Consider the following 16,750-nt stretch of genomic DNA (forward strand, 5'->3'; position numbering starts at 1 on the left):
CGTTTCCCTCAGTCTCCAGGCACGGCAACCGCCTGCTTGCCGATTAACCCGTTGGCCTTCCTCAAACCCAGCCTGCTTCGCACATTGCGCTGCCTGTCACATCCCGATGTGTGGCGATGTCGCAGTTCTTTGGAATAACAATTTAAAACGAGCGTACCAGTCGGGTATGATCCCGGGGCGCAAAAATTACCGTTAGTCGGTAATTTATGACCGTTTGTCCATGGATGGGCGTTTGCAGGGGAGGGAGAGGGCGGTCCGTGCGTGCCATAAGAAGACATCTATGGAGTGGATGCGATGTCGCAGAAAGGCTTCACGCTGATCGAACTGATGATCACCCTCGCAGTGCTCGCGATTATTCTCGGGATCGCCGTCCCGTCCTTCAGCAGCATGCTGCGGGACACCCGTGCGTCGTCGCTGGGCAGCGAACTTCACGGGGCACTGCAGTTCGCCCGTTCCGAGGCGGTGAAACGTCGCCTGGACGTTGTGATCTGTCGCCGCAATGCGGGCGGCAGCAGCTGTGACGCCGGGACGGACTGGAGCGCTGGCTGGCTCGTGCAGCAGTCCGGTGGGGACGTGATCAAGGTCTGGGACAGCGCACAAGGCCTGGTGATCGTCGGTCCGAACGCTGGCGTGACCTTTCGCGGCAATGGCATGGCTGCTGCCAGCGACTTCTCCGTCAAGCCCGCCCTTTGCAGCGGCCAGCAAAAGCGCGAGATTGCCCTCACCGCTACCGGTACTGCCACTCTGAAAAAGGCGGGCTGCCAATGAGAGCCTATCGCCCGGTCGCCCAGCGCGGCGCCACGCTGATCGAAGTGCTCATCGCCATCATCGTCCTCGCCATCGGCTTGCTGGGGCTGGCCCTGCTGCAGATCACCAGCGTGCAGAGTAACCACAGCGCCTATTACCGATCGCAAGTGACCATACTCGCCAGCGACCTCGCCGACCGCATGCGGGCAAACCGTACGGCGGCGCTGGGCAGCGCCTACGTATTCGACTTTCCAACCTCATCCAGCAGCAACTCGGTGAGTGGCACGCAAGCGCAGAAAGACAAGGCCGAATGGCTGAATGCGCTGGCCCAGACCCTGCCGGAAGGCACCGGCAAGGTCGAAAAGACGGGCGCGCTGGTGACCATTTCCGTGCGCTGGAACGACAATCGCGGGCGGATCAAGACAGTCGATAGCAGCGACAGCGGCATTGAAACCTTCGTCTACCGGACTGAAATATGACCCGTACCTCGATGCACCGGCAGAAAGGTCTTTCGCTCGTCGAACTGTTGATCGCCATGACCCTCAGCTTGTTGCTGATGGGTGGGGTATTGCAGATCTTTCTGGCGAGCAAGCAAACCTACAGTGCTAATACCGCACTTTCCCGCGTGCAGGAAAGCGGTCGCTTCGCCATGGAATTTCTAACCAGTGACATTCGCAATGCCGGGTACAAGGGCGAGTGCATAACGCCACTCAATAACCTGCTCAATGAGAGCAGTGCCAGCTACAGCGATGACTTGTTCGATCTGAGCCAGGCCCTGAGCGGTCGAGCTAACGCATCACCCTCATGGGTAGCCAATCGCAGCGCTGGCGACGTGATTCACGTCAAATATGCGGCCAGTCTTGCGGGGGTGACGGCTAGTGGCAATACCCCGGCCACTGCCAACACCATCAGCCTGACCGCTGCCAGTGGTGTTGCCCAGGGCACGATCATCATCGCCTCCGCCCCCCTGGGCTGCGACCTGTTTCAAAATCGCAGTAATGCCAATGCGCAAAACCTGACCCGCGGCAGCACGGGGTCGGGCTCGCCCGGCAACAAGAATCCCGCCAGCAACCCCTTCAGTCATGCCTACGATGCCGCCATGGACATTCTCAAACTGCAGAGTGCCACTTACTACATCGGCAATGACGTCAATAGCCGCCCCGCGCTGCGCCGGATCAGTTTTTCGACTGGGGTTGCCGTCGATGAAGTGCTGATCGAAGGGGTCGAGAATATGCAGATCCTTTATGGCATCGCTGGCGCCAATAAGCAGGTTAGCAATTATGTGTCGGCGGCTAGTGTCGCCGACTGGGACGATGTCGTTTCTGTTCGCGTCTATCTGTTGGTTGTCGGTGCTGAAACCAATGTGACTCCAGAAAATCAAGTCATCGATTTTAATGGAGCAGCCGTGACCATTGGGAATCGTCGTCTTGCGCAAGTGTTCTCGAGCACCATCGGAATCCGTAACCGCCTGCCATGAGTAGACCCATGAACGTAGTGCCCATAAATAACCAGCGCGGGGCGATTCTGATCATCGCCATGGTCATGCTGTTATTGCTGACGATCATCGGCTTGAGCAGCATGCGTGGAACATCGCTGCAAGAAAGCATGGCCGGCAATATACGCGACAGTAGTCTCGCCCTTCAGGCCGCCGAAGCGGCGTTGCGCAAGGGCGAAGGGGTCGTCAACGAAAAATTCCTGGGCGATACCCTGGGTACCCTCGATGCCGCGCCGCTCACCGGCACTTACTCAGGCTTTCCAGGCGTTGCGACGCTACCCACCTATCGCATCACGATGCTGGCCAAGCTGCGCACCAGCACCGAACTGGGGATGCCAGATGAGGGCGCCCTTACGCGGGTAGAGGCGGATGGTTATGGCATGGCGCTCAACTCCGACAGTGGCGCGGCCTCCCACGTCGAGCTGCGCTCTATTTTCCTGGTCGAACAATGAATAACCAACCGCTCGATAAGTGCTCATGGGGAGTCATAGCGATGGACAGCTTCGCCCGCCGATACAAGCCGCTGCGCACGGGTTTGGCCTTCATGATGTCGCTGGCCATCGCGCTCGCCGCGACTCCGGCCCACTCGGATGTCTCCCAGTCGCCCCTGTTGCTGGGCGGCGGCAACGTGCCGGGCAACTTGGCATTGGTGCCTTCGGTCGAATGGCCGACGATTATCAGCATGGCCAACCTGGGCAACTATTCGGTCAGTAATAAATATGTCGGTTATTTTGATGCCGACAAATGCTACGACTATAGCCACGACGCGACGAACAGTGACCGGCGCAACAGTCACTTCTATCCGACCGGCATAACCAATAGCCGTACCTGCGCCGGGAATTTATGGAGCGGCAACTTCCTTAACTGGGCGGCGACCCAGACCATCGACCCTTTCCGCAGTGCCTTGACCGGCGGCTATCGGGTCAGGGATACACCCAGCGAAACCTGGCTGGAAAAAGCCAGGCACTCAGGGCAGAACAATAGCGGGGCACGGGGTATTACCGGCAGTAGCACCATCGGCAATGCAACCCCGGCCAACTGGAGTGAATTTAATACGCAGATTGCCGGCTTTGGTAATCGCCTGCGGTTCACCATGAATGGCGACTGGGGTGGAACAGTCAGAGACTATACGTCGTCGACCAATCTTTCCGGCCACGAGGATAGAGTCTATGAAGTCTATATGCGGGTTAAGGTGTGCGACCCTGGTGTCGGGCTGGAAGATAACTGCGAAAGATACAGTCAGGGCTACAAGCCCGAAGGACTCATTCAGCAATACGCCAGTGACATCCGCTATAGCGTTTTCGGCTACCTGAACGATCACGACATACTTCGAGATGGCGGGGTATTACGGGCCAAGCAGAAGTTTGTCGGCCAGACCATCCGTGCCCCCGGGGTTGCCGGCAATCAAAGCAACCCGGCCAGTGAGTGGGATGCGCTGACGGGGGTGTTTGTCCGTAATCCCGACTCCGCGGATGCCTCCGCAACCAATGCCGCCATCCTTGACAGTGGCGTCATCAATTACCTGAACAAGTTTGGTCAGATGACCAGCAAGGGTCACAAGTCCTATGATCCCGTGAGCGAGCTGTTCTATACCTCGCTGCGCTACTTCAAGAACCAGGGCAATGTCTCCGCCTATTCTACGATCGGCGGCGATGCGACCAGCCGCTACGAACTGGCCGATGGCTTTCCGGTCATCACCAGCTGGGGTGACCCCATTCAGTATGCCTGCCAGAAGAACGTGATATTGGGCATCGGCGACACCAATACACACCGCGACAAGAACCTGCCCGGCAATAGCAATACCTCCGAAGAGCCGGCGGTGCCCAGTGAAGTCAGCGCAGACACTACGGTCAATGTCGTCACCGCAACGCAAAAAGTGGCCGCTCTCGAAGGCATCACCATCAATACCCCGTTTACCGGCCGCAATAACTCGGCCTACATGGCAGGCCTTGCCTACGATGCCCACACCAAGGATTTGCGTGCCGATGTATCCGGCAAGCAAACCGTCTCTACCTACTGGGTCGATGTTCGCGAGAACGAGTCGCTGGCCGGAAAAGCCCGCAACCAGTACTGGCTGGCCGCCAAGTACGGTGGTTTCAAGGTGCCTGAAGGTTTTGGTGATCCTTACGCGCGCAGTTCGGCATTGCCCGAAGAATGGTGGCGCACCACCACAGACACGCTCACCACAGGCGATCCGCGGCCCGATAACTTCTACGTTGCGAGCGATGCCGCCAAGATGATCGAGAGCCTGGAGCTGGCTTTCGCGCAAATCGCCAACGAAGTGCAAAGCACCACGGCTTCACTGGCGACCAACTCGACCCGCTTGAATACCGATACGGCAGTCTTTCAGTCGCTGCTCGACAGTCGGCGTTGGAGTGGCGACCTGCTGGCAAAACGGATAGGCGCCAATGGCGTAGTGGCGGTCGAAGCCGCCTGGAGTGCCGCTGTTGCGCTGGATGGCCTGAGCAATGTCGCCAGCCGGAAAATCTTTAGCAACACGCCGCTTGCCGAAGACTCGGCCAATGGTCCGCTCCGCTCGACCAGCGGTATCGACTTCACCTGGAGCGATCTCGGTACTGCGCAGCGCACCCTGCTCACCAAGACCGGAGAGACCGACACCGCCATGGCGGAGAGTCGCCTGGCCTTTTTGCGTGGCGATCGATCGCTGGAAATCTCGGATGCCAACCGCACCCAGCCCTTTCGTCAACGCAACAGTCGGCTGGGCGACATAGTCAACTCGGATCCGCAGTTCATCCATAAACAGGACTTCGGTTACTCTCGGCTGGGCTGGAACAATGGTGCCGTGGGCGTGGCCTATAGCGCGTTCCGCGCCTCTTCGGCCTATCAAAATCGCACGCCGATGGTGGTTGGCGGCGCCAACGACGGCATGTTGCATGGCTTCGATGCCAGAATCAGCGAAGTATCTGCGACAAACGGCGGCAAGGAACTCTTTGCCTATGTGCCCAGCAATGTTTTCGGCAACCTCATCAACCTGACTGACCCGGCCTACGCCCATCGCTACTACGTCGATGGCACCCCTCGCGTTTCCGACGTCTGGCTGGGCTCCGGCACAGGCTGGCGGACCATGGTCGTAGGCAGCACCGGCGCCGGCGGCAAGAGCGTCTTCGCCCTGGATGTCACTGATCCTGGCAACATGTCCAGCGACAGCGTGATGTGGGAGTTCAGCCACTCGAGAATGGGCTACACCATTGGCCAGCCGGCACTGGTAGCGCTGCCTAACAACCGCTTCGGGGTGATCGTCAGCAGCGGTTACCACGATAGCGTGCAGGCCGATGGCAAGGTCTGGATCCTGGATGCCACCGATGGCAGCGTGATCAAGGAGTTCACCCTGGCCACTAGCGGCGGCCTGGGCTCGCCACTGGTCTCCGATACAGACGCGAATCAGATTGCCGATCGGCTCTATGTTGCCGACACGCTGGGCAACCTTTGGCGGCTGGACCTGAGTGGCAGCAACACTGCCACCTGGGGTATTCCCGGGTCACTCAACGCTAACCCGCTGTTTATCGCCAAGGATGACTCGGGTGCGCGGCAAGCCATCACCGCGCCACTGTCATCCGCCTTCAACGACAAACAGCAGCACATGGTGTTTTTCGGCACCGGCAGCTTCTACCGCACCGGCGACAATGAGATTGCGGAGGATCCGGCGATAGATAGCTTCTACGGCATCATCGACAACGGACTGCTGATCGACGGGCGCGACGGGTTGCGCGAACAGCGGATCCTGCTCGAGGCCACCCTCGGCAGTGGGGACAGGGGCCGCGCCATTACGCAGAACGCTATTCAGGCTGGCGACAAGGGCTGGTATCTGGATCTCGCCTGGGAAACGGGCGAGGATGCCACCGGGGCACAGGGCGAGCGCGTCATCGCCAAGGCTACCTTGCGCAACGATCGGGTGATTTTCACCACCATGACCCCGTCGGCGGATCCTTGCGCATTCGGCGGAACCAGCTGGATCATGGCCGTTAATCTGTCCAGCGGCGGCCGCCTTAACTATGTGTACTTCGATGCCGACGGCGACGACGACCTGGATGGCGATGACACAACCACCATCGTCGACGAGGGCGACGACATCCCCTGGTCGGGCATCTCCGACGTGGAGGACGGCGTGAGCAAGGGCGTTACCTCGCTGTATAAATGGCTGTGCTTCGCCGGCTCCAGTGGTGGCGCGCCCAGGTGTATCCCGCAGCCCGACTCACAGCGGTTTGGCCGCCAATCCTGGCATGAAGTGGGGGCCAACTGATGACTCGATACTGCGGCAAGGCATCCCGAGCGGGTTTTCATGGTGCATGGCGTAATGGCGGCGGTTTTACCCTGATCGAGTTGATGATAGTGATCGTCGTCATCGGCATCCTGGCTGCCATCGCCTATCCGGCCTATGACGAGTACACCCGCAAGGCCCGGCGTGCGGATGCGCAGACCGCGCTGCTGGAACTGGCGCAATTCATGGAGCGCCACTACACCGCCAACGGCAAGTACCTGACCGCGGCCAACGCGGCCCCCGTCCTGCCTTTCACGGAGACGCCCAAGGACGGTACCAGCAAATATTACGACCTGAGCTTTGCCAGCGCTCCGACAGCCAGCAGCTACACACTGCGCGCGGTACCCAAGGGCGTCATGGCGAACGATACCTGCGGCACCATGACTCTTGGCAATACCGGGGCCAAAGGGCAGGCTGCGGGTGCCAGCCTCGCGGCGTGCTGGCGGCGCTAGCTTGCGCGATCCCTGCGGCGATTAGCGGATCGCCGCGCAAGCATGTTGGTAGAAATCGACCGGGTTTATGACGTATAACGGGCCGCCTTTGCGGCCCGTTTTTTTGGAGAAGCTATGCGAGTCTTGATGGTGGGTGGTGGCGCTATCGGGTTGTTGTCGGCGCGTTTGTTGGCCGCGGCCGGTGTCGAGGTCTGCCTGCTGGATCAGGGCACGCTGGGCGGAGAGTCGTCCTGGGCCGGTGGCGGCATCGTTTCGCCGCTCTATCCCTGGCGCTACAGCCCGGCGGTGACGGCGCTGGCGCACTGGTCGCAGGATTTCTACCCGCAGCTGGGGGCGCAGTTGCTGGAGGACACCGGCGTCGACCCCGAGGTGTATGTCACCGGCCTGTACTGGCTCGATCAGGAACAAGCCGCGCCCCTGGCCTGGGCCGCGCGTGAACAGCGGCCGATGCGGGCGGTACCGGTCGAGGCGGTGTATCGGGCGGTGCCGGCGTTGGCCAAGGGCTTCTCGCAGGCGCTGTACATGCCGGATGTAGCCAATGTGCGTAACCCTCGCCTGGTCAAGGCATTGCGCGCGGCGCTGGCACAGATGCCGAATGTGACCGTGCATGAGCAGTGTGCGGTCAGCGGGTTTATCCGCGAAGGCGAGCGGATCTGTGGTGTGCACACCTCGATCGGCGAGATCCGTGGCGATCGCGTGGTGGTTGCCGCCGGCGCCTGGAGTGGCGAGTTGTTGCGCAGCCTCGGCCTCGAGTTGCCGGTCGAGCCGGTGAAGGGGCAGATGATCCTCTACAAGTGCGCCGAGGATTTCCTCACCAGTATCGTGCTGGCCAACGGCCGCTACGCGATCCCGCGGCGCGATGGTCATATCCTGATCGGCAGTACCCTCGAGCATGTGGGGTTCGACAAGACCCCGACCGCGGAAGCCCTGGCCAGCCTCAAGGCCTCGGCGGTCGGGCTGTTGCCGGCGCTGGCCGATGCCGAGGTGGTGGGGCATTGGGCCGGATTGCGCCCGGGATCACCGAAAGGCCTGCCCTTTATCGGTCCGGTGCCGGGGTATGACGGCCTCTGGTTGAACTGCGGCCATTTCCGCAATGGCCTGGTCCTGGCGCCGGCCTCCTGCCAGTTGCTGACCGACCTGCTGCTCGACCGTGCACCGATCATCGATCCGGCACCCTATGCGCCCGAAGGACGCTTGGGCTGAGGAGGTAGGCGCCAGTTTGCTGTGATGGGTATCGCTACGCTCAAACCTACGCGGCCCGCCACATCCTACAAAAACCCAGACCGTCAACCGTAGGATGGCGTTGAGCGTAGCGATACCCATCGGCAGCTCAATCGATCCCCAGTTTCTTCAGGCGGTAGCGCATCGAGCGGAAGCTCAGGCCCAGGCGTTGGGCAGCGGCGGTTCGGTTCCAGCGGGTTTCCTCGAGGGCCTGCATGATCAGCTTGCGCTCGATGTCTTCCAGGTGATCTTCCAGGTTGTCGATCTGCGCCAGGCTGGCGTCGCCGTTTTCGCTGGAGCCACAGGCGTCGGCCAGGCGCAGGTCGGCGGCAGTGATCTGGTCGTCTTCGCACAGGGTGTAGGCGCGTTCGAGCATGTTCTCCAGCTCGCGCACGTTGCCGGGGAAGCGATAGCTCTTGAGTTTGTCCAGCGCGTCGGCGTCGAGTCTGGCCGGGCTCAGGCCGGGGCCTTCGGCCAGGCGCTTGAGCATCACCTCGGTCAGCTGGGCGATGTCTTCGCGGCGCTCGCGCAGCGGCGGCACGCGCAGTTCGATGACGTTCAGGCGGTAGTAGAGATCCTGGCGGAAACGCCCGGCGGCGACTTCGCCGGCCAGGTCTTTGTGGGTGGCGCAGAGAATGCGCACGTCGACCACCAGCTCCTGCTGGCCGCCGACCGCGCGTACGGCTTTCTCCTGAATCGAGCGCAGCAGCTTGACCTGCATGGGCAAGGGCAGGTCGGCCACTTCGTCGAGAAACAGGGTGCCGCCATTGGCTGCCTGAAACAGCCCCTGCTTGTCTTCGATGGCGCCGGTGAAGCTGCCCTTCTTGTGGCCGAAGAACTCGCTTTCCATCAGCTCCGACGGGATCGCCCCGCAGTTCACCGGCACGAACGGCTGTTCGCTGCGCCCGCCCTGTTCGTGGATCAGGCGGGCGACCAGCTCCTTGCCGCTGCCGGATTCGCCGCTGATATACACCGGTGCCTGGCTGCGCGCGAGTTTGAGGATCTGCTTGCGCAGCGCCTTCATCGGCGGTGACTCGCCGAGCAGGCGGCTGTCCACCGGCAGCTCTTGACTGTCCGGCGAGCGCAGGCGCAGGGCGGTGGCCACCAGCTCGCGCAAGCGGCCGAGGTCGACCGGCTTGGTCAGGAAGTCGAAGGCGCCGGCTTTCAGCGCGTTGATCGCGGTGTCCAGGCTGCCGTAGGCGGTGATCATCGCCACCGGCACCTGCGGGTGGCGCTGGAGGATGTGCTGCACCAGCTCCAGGCCGGTGCCGTCGGGCAGGCGCATGTCGGTCAGGCACAGGTCGAACGGCTCCTTGGCCAGCCACTCGCGCGCCTCCTTGACGTTGCGCGCGCTGCGGGTGTCGAGCTTCATGCGGCCCAGGGTGATTTCCAGGAGTTCGCGGATATCGGGTTCATCGTCGACGATCAGGGCTCTCTGGCGGGTCATGGTCAGCTCAGTTTGCGTGGATGGGCGAAGGTGATGCGAAAGCAGCTGCCGCCGCCTTCGCGCGGTTTGTAGTCGAGCCGCGCCTGGTTGCTTTCGCACATCTCGCGGGCAATATACAGGCCCAGGCCGGTGCCTTTGTTATCCGTGGTGAAGAATGGCTCGAAGATGTGCTGCACCTGTTCGGGCGATACGCCTGGGCCGTCGTCGAGCACTTCCAGCACCGGCAGGTCGCTGCTCTCGTCGCGGAACAGTTTCAGCCAGACCTGCCCTTGCGGGTGGTTTTGCGCGCTGTAGCGCAGGCCGTTCTGCACCAGATTGGTCAGCACCTGGGTCAGCTGGTGGGGGTCCATGCGGGTTTGCACGGTGCCGCTCCGGGTCTCCAGATGGAGCGTCTGCCCTGGCGCCGCCGAGCCGCGGAACTCGCTGGCGAAGCGGTGCAGCCAGTATTTCAGGTCCAGCAGCTGCGGCTCGGCCTGGCGCCTGCGCGACAGCTGCAGGACGTTCTCGATCACCAGGTTCATCCGCCGCGAGTGATCCTGGATGATCTGCGCCAGGCGCTGGTCCGGGCCTTGCAGGTCTTCCGACTCCTGCAGCAGCTGCGCCGCATGACTGATCGCGCCGAGCGGGTTGCGGATCTCATGGGCGATGCCGGCGGTCAGGCGGCCGAGGGAGGCGAGCTTGAGCTGCTGGGCCTGCTGGGCAATCTGCGAAATGTCGTCGAGAAACACCAGGGTGTGGCGCTCTCCGCTGCGCTGCAGGGCGATGAAGCTCGGCTGCAGCACCGGGCCATCGGCAAAGGCCTGCAGGCTCGCGGGGCGCAGGGTCGGGTTGTGCTGCCACTGCTGCAGGCGTTTGACCAGCTCCGGGCAGTGCGGGTCGAGAATCTTGCCGGCCAGCGCGTCGCGGCCGAGCAGGTGCAGTGCGCCCTGGTTGGCCAGCAGTACCCGATGCTGCTCGTCGAGCACCAGGATGCCGGTGCGCATGCGCTGCAGGATCAGGGCGTTGAGGGTTTCCAGGCTGGCGACATCGGCCGCGCGTTGTTCGGCCAGGTTTTCGCTGGCTTGCAGGCGCCGGGTCAGCCCCTGCAGGAGCAGGGCGGCGGCAAAACACAGGGCGCCGAGCGCGCCGGCCTGCACGTATTGGGCGCTGGCTTCCGGGCGGCTGAGGCTGAGGTAGAAGGTCAGGTAGATCAGGCCCATGGCGGCGACGGCGGCGATCAGCAGGCCGATGCGTCCGCGCAGCAGGATGTTGGCGATGGCCACCGCCACGATCAGCAGGTTGCCGATCCCGCTGGGCGTGCCGCCGGCCGCATAGAACAGCGCGGACAGCAGGATCACATCGACCAGGGCCAGGCTGAAGATCTGCGCCAGGTGCTTGGGCCGCTGTACCACCACGGCCACTAGGATATTCAGGATCAGGTAGAACCAGCTGCCATAGCGAAACAGCTCGGCATCGGCCAGCTTCAGCAGCTGGGTATCCATGTCGCTGGAAATCAGCAGCACCAGCACCACGCCGATGGTCAGGCGATACAGGTGGTAGAGCCGCAGTACGCGACGGCCCTGGATGCCGCTGAGCGCTAGGGCTTCAGCGTTCACCAGGTTTGGGGCCTTGCTCGAGATGGGCCTGGCTGCAATACCACTGGTCGGCTCTGGTCAGGGCCTCTTCGCGGGGCAGATAAACCCCGCAATGGGCGCAACGCACCATGGGTGCGGGGCTTTGCCGGTTTTGCCCGGAGCGCCGGGCGGGGCGGGTAAAGCGCCGCCAGAGCCAGAAGGCCGCGGCGATAATGGCTATCCAGAACAGCAGGCGGAACAGGCCCATAACGCTCTCTTCATGTTGGAAATGCAGGTTGTTGGAAGGCAGTTTATTGGAAAGCCTGGCAGTTTAGCCAAGGAAGTCGTGCCAGCACAGCGGCTATTCTGCTTGCTGGTTGGCAACCATCATCGGTTCGCCACTCAGATCGGGACAGAGATCGTTGTGATGGGTATCGCTGCGCTCAAACCTACGCGGCCCGCCACATCCTACAAAAACGCTGCGACCACCAAACCGTAGGATGGCGTTGAGCGCAGCGATAGCCATCAACCGGGTTGCCCAGCCGCCAGCTTTTTGCGCTCGCGACATGCTTGGCAAGCTGTTAAACCCTATGCTGTGGGTTGAACGATGCATGTTACGACTGAGCCGCCGGGCTCACTCGAACGAGGGACTTATGTGGTGGAGGCAGCCATGAGCCAAACCCTGCGGGTCGTGATGGCCCAATTGAATTTGCGCGTTGGCGATGTACACGGCAACGTCGAGAGCATCATCGAGGCGGCATGCAACGCCCGTGATCAGTGGCTGGCGGATGTCATCGTGTTCCCCGAACTGACGCTGTGCGGTTATCCGCCGGAGGACTTGCTGCTGCGCTCGAGCATGCAGCGGCGCATCGAGCAGGGCTTGCAGCGTCTGCAGGATCAAGTCCGCGGCATCTATCTGGTGGTCGGTTATCCCTGGCTGGAGGATGAACTGCGCTACAACGCCTGCGCGGTGATCGCCGACGGCCAATTGCTGGCCCGCTACTACAAGCAGAAGTTGCCGAATTACCGGGTGTTCGACGAGAAGCGCTATTTCGAGCCCGGCACCCAGCCCTGCGTGGTCGACATCAAGGGCGTGGCGGTGGCGCTGAGCATCTGCGAGGACATCTGGTTCGCCGAGCCGATGGCCCAGGCCCGTGACGCCGGGGCGCAATTGATGCTGAGCCTGAACGCCTCGCCGTTTCACCTCGACAAGCAGCGCGAACGCGAAGAGACATTGGCCGAGCGCGCGCTCGAAGGGGCGATGCCGATCGTCTATGTCAATCAGGTCGGTGGCCAGGACGAGTTGGTGTTCGATGGCGGCAGCTGCGTCGTCGATGCCGGCGGCCAGATCAGTCAACGCATGGCCGCCTTCACCGAGGGCCTGTACCCGGTCGACCTGATCCTCGATGGTGAGCGAGTCAGCCCGCGGCCGGCCAACTGCGTGCCATTGCCGGAGCTGGAAGCCAGTGTGTATCAGGCCCTGGTCGTGGGCGTGCGCGACTATGTGCGCAAAAACGGGTTCAAGGGTGTGCTGCTCGGGCTGTCCGGCGGCATCGACTCGGCCCTGACCCTGGCGGTGGCGGTCGATGCGCTGGGCGCCGAACAGGTCGAAGCGGTGATGATGCCGTACCGCTACACCGCGCAAATCAGCCTGGAGGACGCCGAGGCCGAAGCCCATGCACTGGGCGTGACCTACCGGGTGCTGCCAATCGGGCCAATGGTCGACGCCTTCATGGCCACCCTGGCTCCGGTGTTCAAGGGCCTGCCCCGCGACGCCGCCGAGGAAAACCTGCAGGCGCGCTGCCGTGGCACGCTGCTGATGGCCCTCTCCAACAAGCAGGGCTACCTGGTGCTGACCACCGGTAACAAGAGCGAAATGGCGGTTGGCTACGCCACCCTCTATGGCGACATGGCCGGCGGTTTCGATGTGCTCAAGGACGTGCCCAAGACCCTGGTGTTCCGCCTCTGCGAATATCGCAACAGCCGCGGGCCGGTGATTCCGCAGCGGGTGATAGACCGTCCGCCCTCAGCCGAGCTGGCGCCGGACCAGAAGGACGAAGACTCGTTGCCGCCGTATCCGCTGCTCGACGAGATCCTCAAGTTGTACATCGAGTACGACCTGTCGGCCGATGCGATCATTGCCGAGGGCTTCGATGCGGATACGGTCAAGCGCGTGCTGCGCCTGGTCGATCTGAACGAGTACAAGCGCCGCCAGGCCGCAGTCGGCATACGGGTCACCCAGCGCGGCTTCGGTCGCGACCGGCGTTACCCGATCACCTCGGGTTGGCAGATCGGCGATTGAGGCGCAGGGCATGTACCGTAGGGCGGCTCGGGCGGCGTTCCGTTCGGAGCGCAGCGATAATCCGCCGGATGTGCGCCGCGCCGATTTAAAGGCTCAGCTGGCCAGCCAGATCAACGACGCGAAGCGACCGGTCTGAGCGGCGCGGCGGTAGGAGTAGAAACGCGGGTCGCTGTAGGTGCAGAAGCCGCCACCATAGACGGCCGTAACGCCACGCGCCGCCAGGCGGATACGTGCCAGCTGATAGATATCGGCCATATAACGACCCGGGTTGACGCTGGCAACGAAGGCTCCGGCGGCCTGCGGATGCACGGCCATGAACGCTTCGCGCACCTCGGCGCCCACTTCGAAGGCCTGCGGGCCAATCGCCGGCCCGAGCCAAGCCAGCACGTCCTCCGGCGCCACGGCCAGCGCATCCAGGGTCGCCTCCAGCACGCCGCCAGCCAGCCCGCGCCACCCCGCATGGGCGGCGGCGACACGGCTGCCGGCACGATCGCAAAACAGCACGGGCAGGCAATCGGCGGTCATCACGCTACAGGCGACACCCGGCGTGGCGGTCCAGCTGGCGTCGGCTTCCAGCACGTCGCCCGGCTCCGCAGGCACCACGGCAACACCGTGCACCTGACGCAACCAGGCCGGCTTGCAGCCCAACTGGCTGATCAGGCGCTGACGGTTCTTGGTCACGGCAACGGGATCGTCCTCGACATGTTCGCCGAGGTTGAAACTGTCGAAGGGTGCAGCGCTGATGCCACCGCTGCGCGTCGTGATGCAGGCCTTGACCCAGATGGGCGCCGGCCAATCTGGCGTCAGCCAGTCATGTGCCCAGCTCACCCGATAAACGCCTCGCGATCCTGACGCAGCAGCGTCAGCAACCAGACGAAGTCATCCGGTAGCGGCGACTGCCACTTCATCCGTTGCCCGGTAATCGGGTGATCCAGCTCGAGGAAGCGTGCATGCAGGGCCTGGCGAGGAAACTCCTTGAGGCTCTGCACCATGGTCTGACTGGCCGCCGGCGGGATGCGGAAGCGCCCACCGTAGACCGGGTCGCCGACCAGCGGGTAACCGACATGGCTCATGTGCACGCGAATCTGGTGAGTACGCCCGGTTTCCAGCTTGACCCGCGCATGGGTGTGCGAGCGGAAGCGTTCCAGCACCCGGTAATGGCTGACCGCCGGTTTGCCGCCGTCGCTGACCGCCATGCGCTGACGCTGCGACGAACTGCGGCCAATGGGTGCGTCGATCTTGCCGCCGGAGGTGATCACGCCGATCACGATGCACTCGTAGATGCGGCTGACCGTGCGCTTTTGCAGTTGATCGACCAGGCGCGTCTGCGCCTCGATGGTCTTGGCCACCACCATCAGCCCGGTGGTGTCCTTGTCCAGGCGATGGACAATGCCGCAGCGCGGCACGTTGACGATATCCGGTACGTGGTGCAGCAAGGCGTTGAGCAACGTGCCATCGGCATGCCCCGCGGCCGGATGCACCACCAGCCCCGCAGGCTTGTTGATCACCAGGATCTGCTCGTCTTCGTAGACGATGTCCAGGGCGATGTCCTGGGCGATCCACTCGCCCTGGGCCTCCTGCTCGGCGCGCAGCGCCAGTAACGCCCCGCCATGCACGATGTCACGCGGGCGTACCACGGCACCATCGACAGTCAGCAGACCCTCTTTGATCCAGGCAGACAGGCGCGAACGCGAGTGCTCGGCGAACAGTTGGGCGGCGACTTGGTCGAGGCGTTGACCGCCCATATCAGTGGGCACCTCGGCGTTCAGTTCAATGGTCTGCTTAATAATAGAGGACATGCTCGGCAACGGTGGGGGACCTGAAGGTCGGTTGATGTTTCAGTGCACGCCGATTGCCGCGACAAATTAGCCCAGGCAAGGCGTGGGACGCCGCCGAATGATCGCCACAGTGACAAGCCTGGCTGCATTTGCCGCGCAAGCCTGGGGCCGGCGGCCAAAATGCTGCATCAACAGGCCCTACTTTTGGTTTCGGCTACGCGCTTGTGGTTAAATACGGCGTCTTTTGCCCCAGGGTCACCGGGGGCGCTCATCATAACAGGACGGCTTTGCTCAAGACAGCCGCCGTCACAGGGACGCAAGCCGCCATGCAAGTGAGACACCTGCTGCTGATCGCCATCCTCGCCCTTACCGTTGCCTGCTCGTCCAAAGAGGTACTCGACGAGAACCTGAGCGAGACCGAGTTGTACCAGCAGGCGCAAAGCGATCTGGACAACAAGAGTTACACCAGTGCGGTGACCAAGCTCAAGGCTCTGGAGTCGCGTTATCCGTTTGGCCGCTATGCCGAACAGGCCCAGCTGGAGCTGATTTACGCCTACTACAAGAATGCCGAGCCGGAAGCCGCAAGATCTGCCGCCGAGCGCTTCATTCGCCTGCATCCGCAGCATCCGAACGTCGACTATGCCTATTACGTCAAGGGTCTGGCTTCTTTCGATCAGGATCGCGGCCTGATCGCCCGCTTCCTGCCGCTGGACATGAGCAAGCGCGACCCCGGTGCCGCCCGCGACTCCTACAACGAGTTCGCCCAGCTCACCAGCCGCTACCCGAACAGCCGCTACTCGCCGGATGCCAAGCAGCGCATGATCTACCTGCGCAACCTGCTGGCCGCTTATGAAATCCATGTGGCGCACTACTATCTGACCCGCCAGGCGTATGTCGCTGCCGCCAACCGTGGCCGCTACGTGGTGGAAAACTTCCAGGAAACCCCATCGGTCGGCGACGGCCTGGCGGTGATGACCGAGGCTTACCAGCGCCTGACCCTGGACGAGCTGGCCGCGACCAGCCTGGAAACCCTCAAGCTCAATTACCCGGATCACCCCACCCTGGTCGATGGCGAGTTCGTTCCGCGCGAAGAGGAGGCCGACAGCCGCTCCTGGCTGGCCAAGGCCACTCTCGGCCTGATCGAAACCGATACACCGCTGCCGCCGGGCGAAACCCGCGCCAGCCAGGACGTGATCCGCCAGTACGAAGAAGCCGAAGAGCAGATCCCCGAGGAGCTGAAGTCGGTAACCGCAGGCGAGCCCAGCCAGGAAACCCAGGGCCGCAAGCGCTCCTGGTTCAGCTACATGACCTTTGGCTTGTTCGACTGAAAATACCTGAACGGCGAGACGCAGAATCGATGCCGCGCACTTGAGACAAGTGCGCGGCATTTTTTATGGGCGGGACCGATCCTGCTGCTCTCGTAGGCTGTCACTCGCCGCAGGCAGTGCACCGGGGTTCAGCGGCGCGGTACAAAGC

14 protein-coding genes are annotated in these 16,750 nt (G+C 62.6%); 9 read left to right on the plus strand and 5 right to left on the minus strand.

Annotation, left to right across the window (positions count from 1 at the left end):
- The first annotated feature begins 294 nt into the window (after positions 1 to 294).
- The 7 genes from G9C89_RS01960 (at position 295) to thiO (ending at position 8,176) form a co-directional block, all read left to right on the plus strand.
- Positions 295 to 768: a GspH/FimT family pseudopilin gene (locus tag G9C89_RS01960; RefSeq protein ID WP_172143846.1), complete on the plus strand. Its 474-nt coding sequence runs from the start codon at positions 295 to 297 to the stop codon at positions 766 to 768.
- Entirely contained in the window at positions 765 to 1,226 is a 462-nt protein-coding gene (gene pilV, locus G9C89_RS01965; RefSeq protein ID WP_172143848.1) for a type IV pilus modification protein PilV, read from the plus strand. The genes G9C89_RS01960 and pilV overlap by 4 nt, the downstream gene beginning before the upstream one ends.
- Positions 1,223 to 2,224, plus strand: coding sequence for a PilW family protein (locus tag G9C89_RS01970; protein WP_256674089.1), 1,002 nt, complete (start codon positions 1,223 to 1,225; stop codon positions 2,222 to 2,224). The genes pilV and G9C89_RS01970 overlap by 4 nt, the downstream gene beginning before the upstream one ends.
- Before the next feature lie 8 nt (positions 2,225 to 2,232).
- The gene (locus G9C89_RS01975) at positions 2,233 to 2,694 is read left to right on the plus strand and encodes a pilus assembly PilX family protein (RefSeq protein ID WP_172143850.1); all 462 of its coding nucleotides are present in this window, start codon (positions 2,233 to 2,235) and stop codon (positions 2,692 to 2,694) included.
- 41 nt (positions 2,695 to 2,735) lie between these two features.
- The gene (locus G9C89_RS01980) at positions 2,736 to 6,503 is read left to right on the plus strand and encodes a pilus assembly protein (RefSeq protein ID WP_172143852.1); all 3,768 of its coding nucleotides are present in this window, start codon (positions 2,736 to 2,738) and stop codon (positions 6,501 to 6,503) included.
- Entirely contained in the window at positions 6,503 to 6,973 is a 471-nt protein-coding gene (locus tag G9C89_RS01985) for a type IV pilin protein (RefSeq protein ID WP_172143854.1), read from the plus strand. Before G9C89_RS01980 ends, G9C89_RS01985 begins: the two co-directional genes overlap by 1 nt.
- A 114-nt stretch (positions 6,974 to 7,087) precedes the next feature.
- A complete protein-coding gene (gene thiO / locus G9C89_RS01990) occupies positions 7,088 to 8,176 on the plus strand; it encodes a glycine oxidase ThiO (protein ID WP_172143856.1) in 1,089 nt (362 codons plus the stop codon).
- Between the two features lie 127 nt (positions 8,177 to 8,303).
- Here thiO and G9C89_RS01995 read toward each other — a convergent pair whose 3' ends face one another.
- The 3 genes from G9C89_RS01995 to G9C89_RS02005 are packed head-to-tail and all read right to left on the minus strand — an operon-like array spanning position 8,304 to position 11,462.
- Positions 8,304 to 9,641: a sigma-54-dependent transcriptional regulator gene (locus G9C89_RS01995; RefSeq protein WP_172143858.1), complete on the minus strand. Its 1,338-nt coding sequence runs from the start codon at positions 9,639 to 9,641 to the stop codon at positions 8,304 to 8,306.
- Positions 9,642 to 9,643: 2 nt separating this feature from the next.
- Entirely contained in the window at positions 9,644 to 11,236 is a 1,593-nt protein-coding gene (locus tag G9C89_RS02000) for a sensor histidine kinase (protein WP_172143860.1), read from the minus strand.
- The gene (locus G9C89_RS02005; RefSeq protein WP_172143863.1) at positions 11,226 to 11,462 is read right to left on the minus strand and encodes a PP0621 family protein; all 237 of its coding nucleotides are present in this window, start codon (positions 11,460 to 11,462) and stop codon (positions 11,226 to 11,228) included. The genes G9C89_RS02000 and G9C89_RS02005 overlap by 11 nt, the downstream gene beginning before the upstream one ends.
- Before the next feature lie 402 nt (positions 11,463 to 11,864).
- Between G9C89_RS02005 and G9C89_RS02010 the strand changes: the two genes are divergently transcribed.
- On the plus strand, positions 11,865 to 13,496 hold the full coding sequence (locus G9C89_RS02010) for an NAD+ synthase (RefSeq protein WP_172143865.1): 1,632 nt from the start codon (positions 11,865 to 11,867) through the stop codon (positions 13,494 to 13,496).
- A gap of 93 nt (positions 13,497 to 13,589) precedes the next feature.
- Here the strand turns inward: G9C89_RS02010 and pgeF are convergent, their stop codons facing one another.
- Both pgeF and rluD read right to left on the minus strand, forming a co-directional pair.
- Entirely contained in the window at positions 13,590 to 14,324 is a 735-nt protein-coding gene (gene pgeF, locus G9C89_RS02015; RefSeq protein WP_172143867.1) for a peptidoglycan editing factor PgeF, read from the minus strand.
- Positions 14,321 to 15,295, minus strand: a complete 975-nt coding sequence (gene rluD / locus G9C89_RS02020; protein ID WP_172143869.1) for a 23S rRNA pseudouridine(1911/1915/1917) synthase RluD — start codon at positions 15,293 to 15,295, stop codon at positions 14,321 to 14,323. Before rluD ends, pgeF begins: the two co-directional genes overlap by 4 nt.
- Positions 15,296 to 15,600: 305 nt before the next feature.
- Here rluD and G9C89_RS02025 point away from each other — a divergent pair, with 305 nt between their 5' ends.
- Entirely contained in the window at positions 15,601 to 16,602 is a 1,002-nt protein-coding gene (locus tag G9C89_RS02025; protein WP_172143871.1) for an outer membrane protein assembly factor BamD, read from the plus strand.
- The last annotated feature ends 148 nt before the right edge of the window (positions 16,603 to 16,750 follow it).

The organism is Pseudomonas tumuqii (assembly GCF_013184545.1).
Classification (GTDB): domain Bacteria; phylum Pseudomonadota; class Gammaproteobacteria; order Pseudomonadales; family Pseudomonadaceae; genus Aquipseudomonas; species Aquipseudomonas tumuqii.

What these genes read in the sequence shown, in the direction of transcription:
- G9C89_RS01960 (WP_172143846.1), top strand. Translation starts at nt 295, where the DNA reads ATGTCGCAGAAAGGCTTCACGCTGATCGAACTGATGATCACCCTCGCA.
- rluD (WP_172143869.1), bottom strand. Translation starts at nt 15,295, where the DNA reads ATGTCCTCTATTATTAAGCAGACCATTGAACTGAACGCCGAGGTGCCC.
- G9C89_RS01985 (WP_172143854.1), top strand. Translation starts at nt 6,503, where the DNA reads ATGACTCGATACTGCGGCAAGGCATCCCGAGCGGGTTTTCATGGTGCA.
- pilV (WP_172143848.1), top strand. Translation starts at nt 765, where the DNA reads ATGAGAGCCTATCGCCCGGTCGCCCAGCGCGGCGCCACGCTGATCGAA.
- thiO (WP_172143856.1), top strand. Translation starts at nt 7,088, where the DNA reads ATGCGAGTCTTGATGGTGGGTGGTGGCGCTATCGGGTTGTTGTCGGCG.
- G9C89_RS01995 (WP_172143858.1), bottom strand. Translation starts at nt 9,641, where the DNA reads ATGACCCGCCAGAGAGCCCTGATCGTCGACGATGAACCCGATATCCGC.
- G9C89_RS02025 (WP_172143871.1), top strand. Translation starts at nt 15,601, where the DNA reads ATGCAAGTGAGACACCTGCTGCTGATCGCCATCCTCGCCCTTACCGTT.
- G9C89_RS02005 (WP_172143863.1), bottom strand. Translation starts at nt 11,462, where the DNA reads ATGGGCCTGTTCCGCCTGCTGTTCTGGATAGCCATTATCGCCGCGGCC.
- G9C89_RS02010 (WP_172143865.1), top strand. Translation starts at nt 11,865, where the DNA reads ATGAGCCAAACCCTGCGGGTCGTGATGGCCCAATTGAATTTGCGCGTT.
- G9C89_RS01970 (WP_256674089.1), top strand. Translation starts at nt 1,223, where the DNA reads ATGACCCGTACCTCGATGCACCGGCAGAAAGGTCTTTCGCTCGTCGAA.
- G9C89_RS01975 (WP_172143850.1), top strand. Translation starts at nt 2,233, where the DNA reads ATGAACGTAGTGCCCATAAATAACCAGCGCGGGGCGATTCTGATCATC.
- G9C89_RS01980 (WP_172143852.1), top strand. Translation starts at nt 2,736, where the DNA reads ATGGACAGCTTCGCCCGCCGATACAAGCCGCTGCGCACGGGTTTGGCC.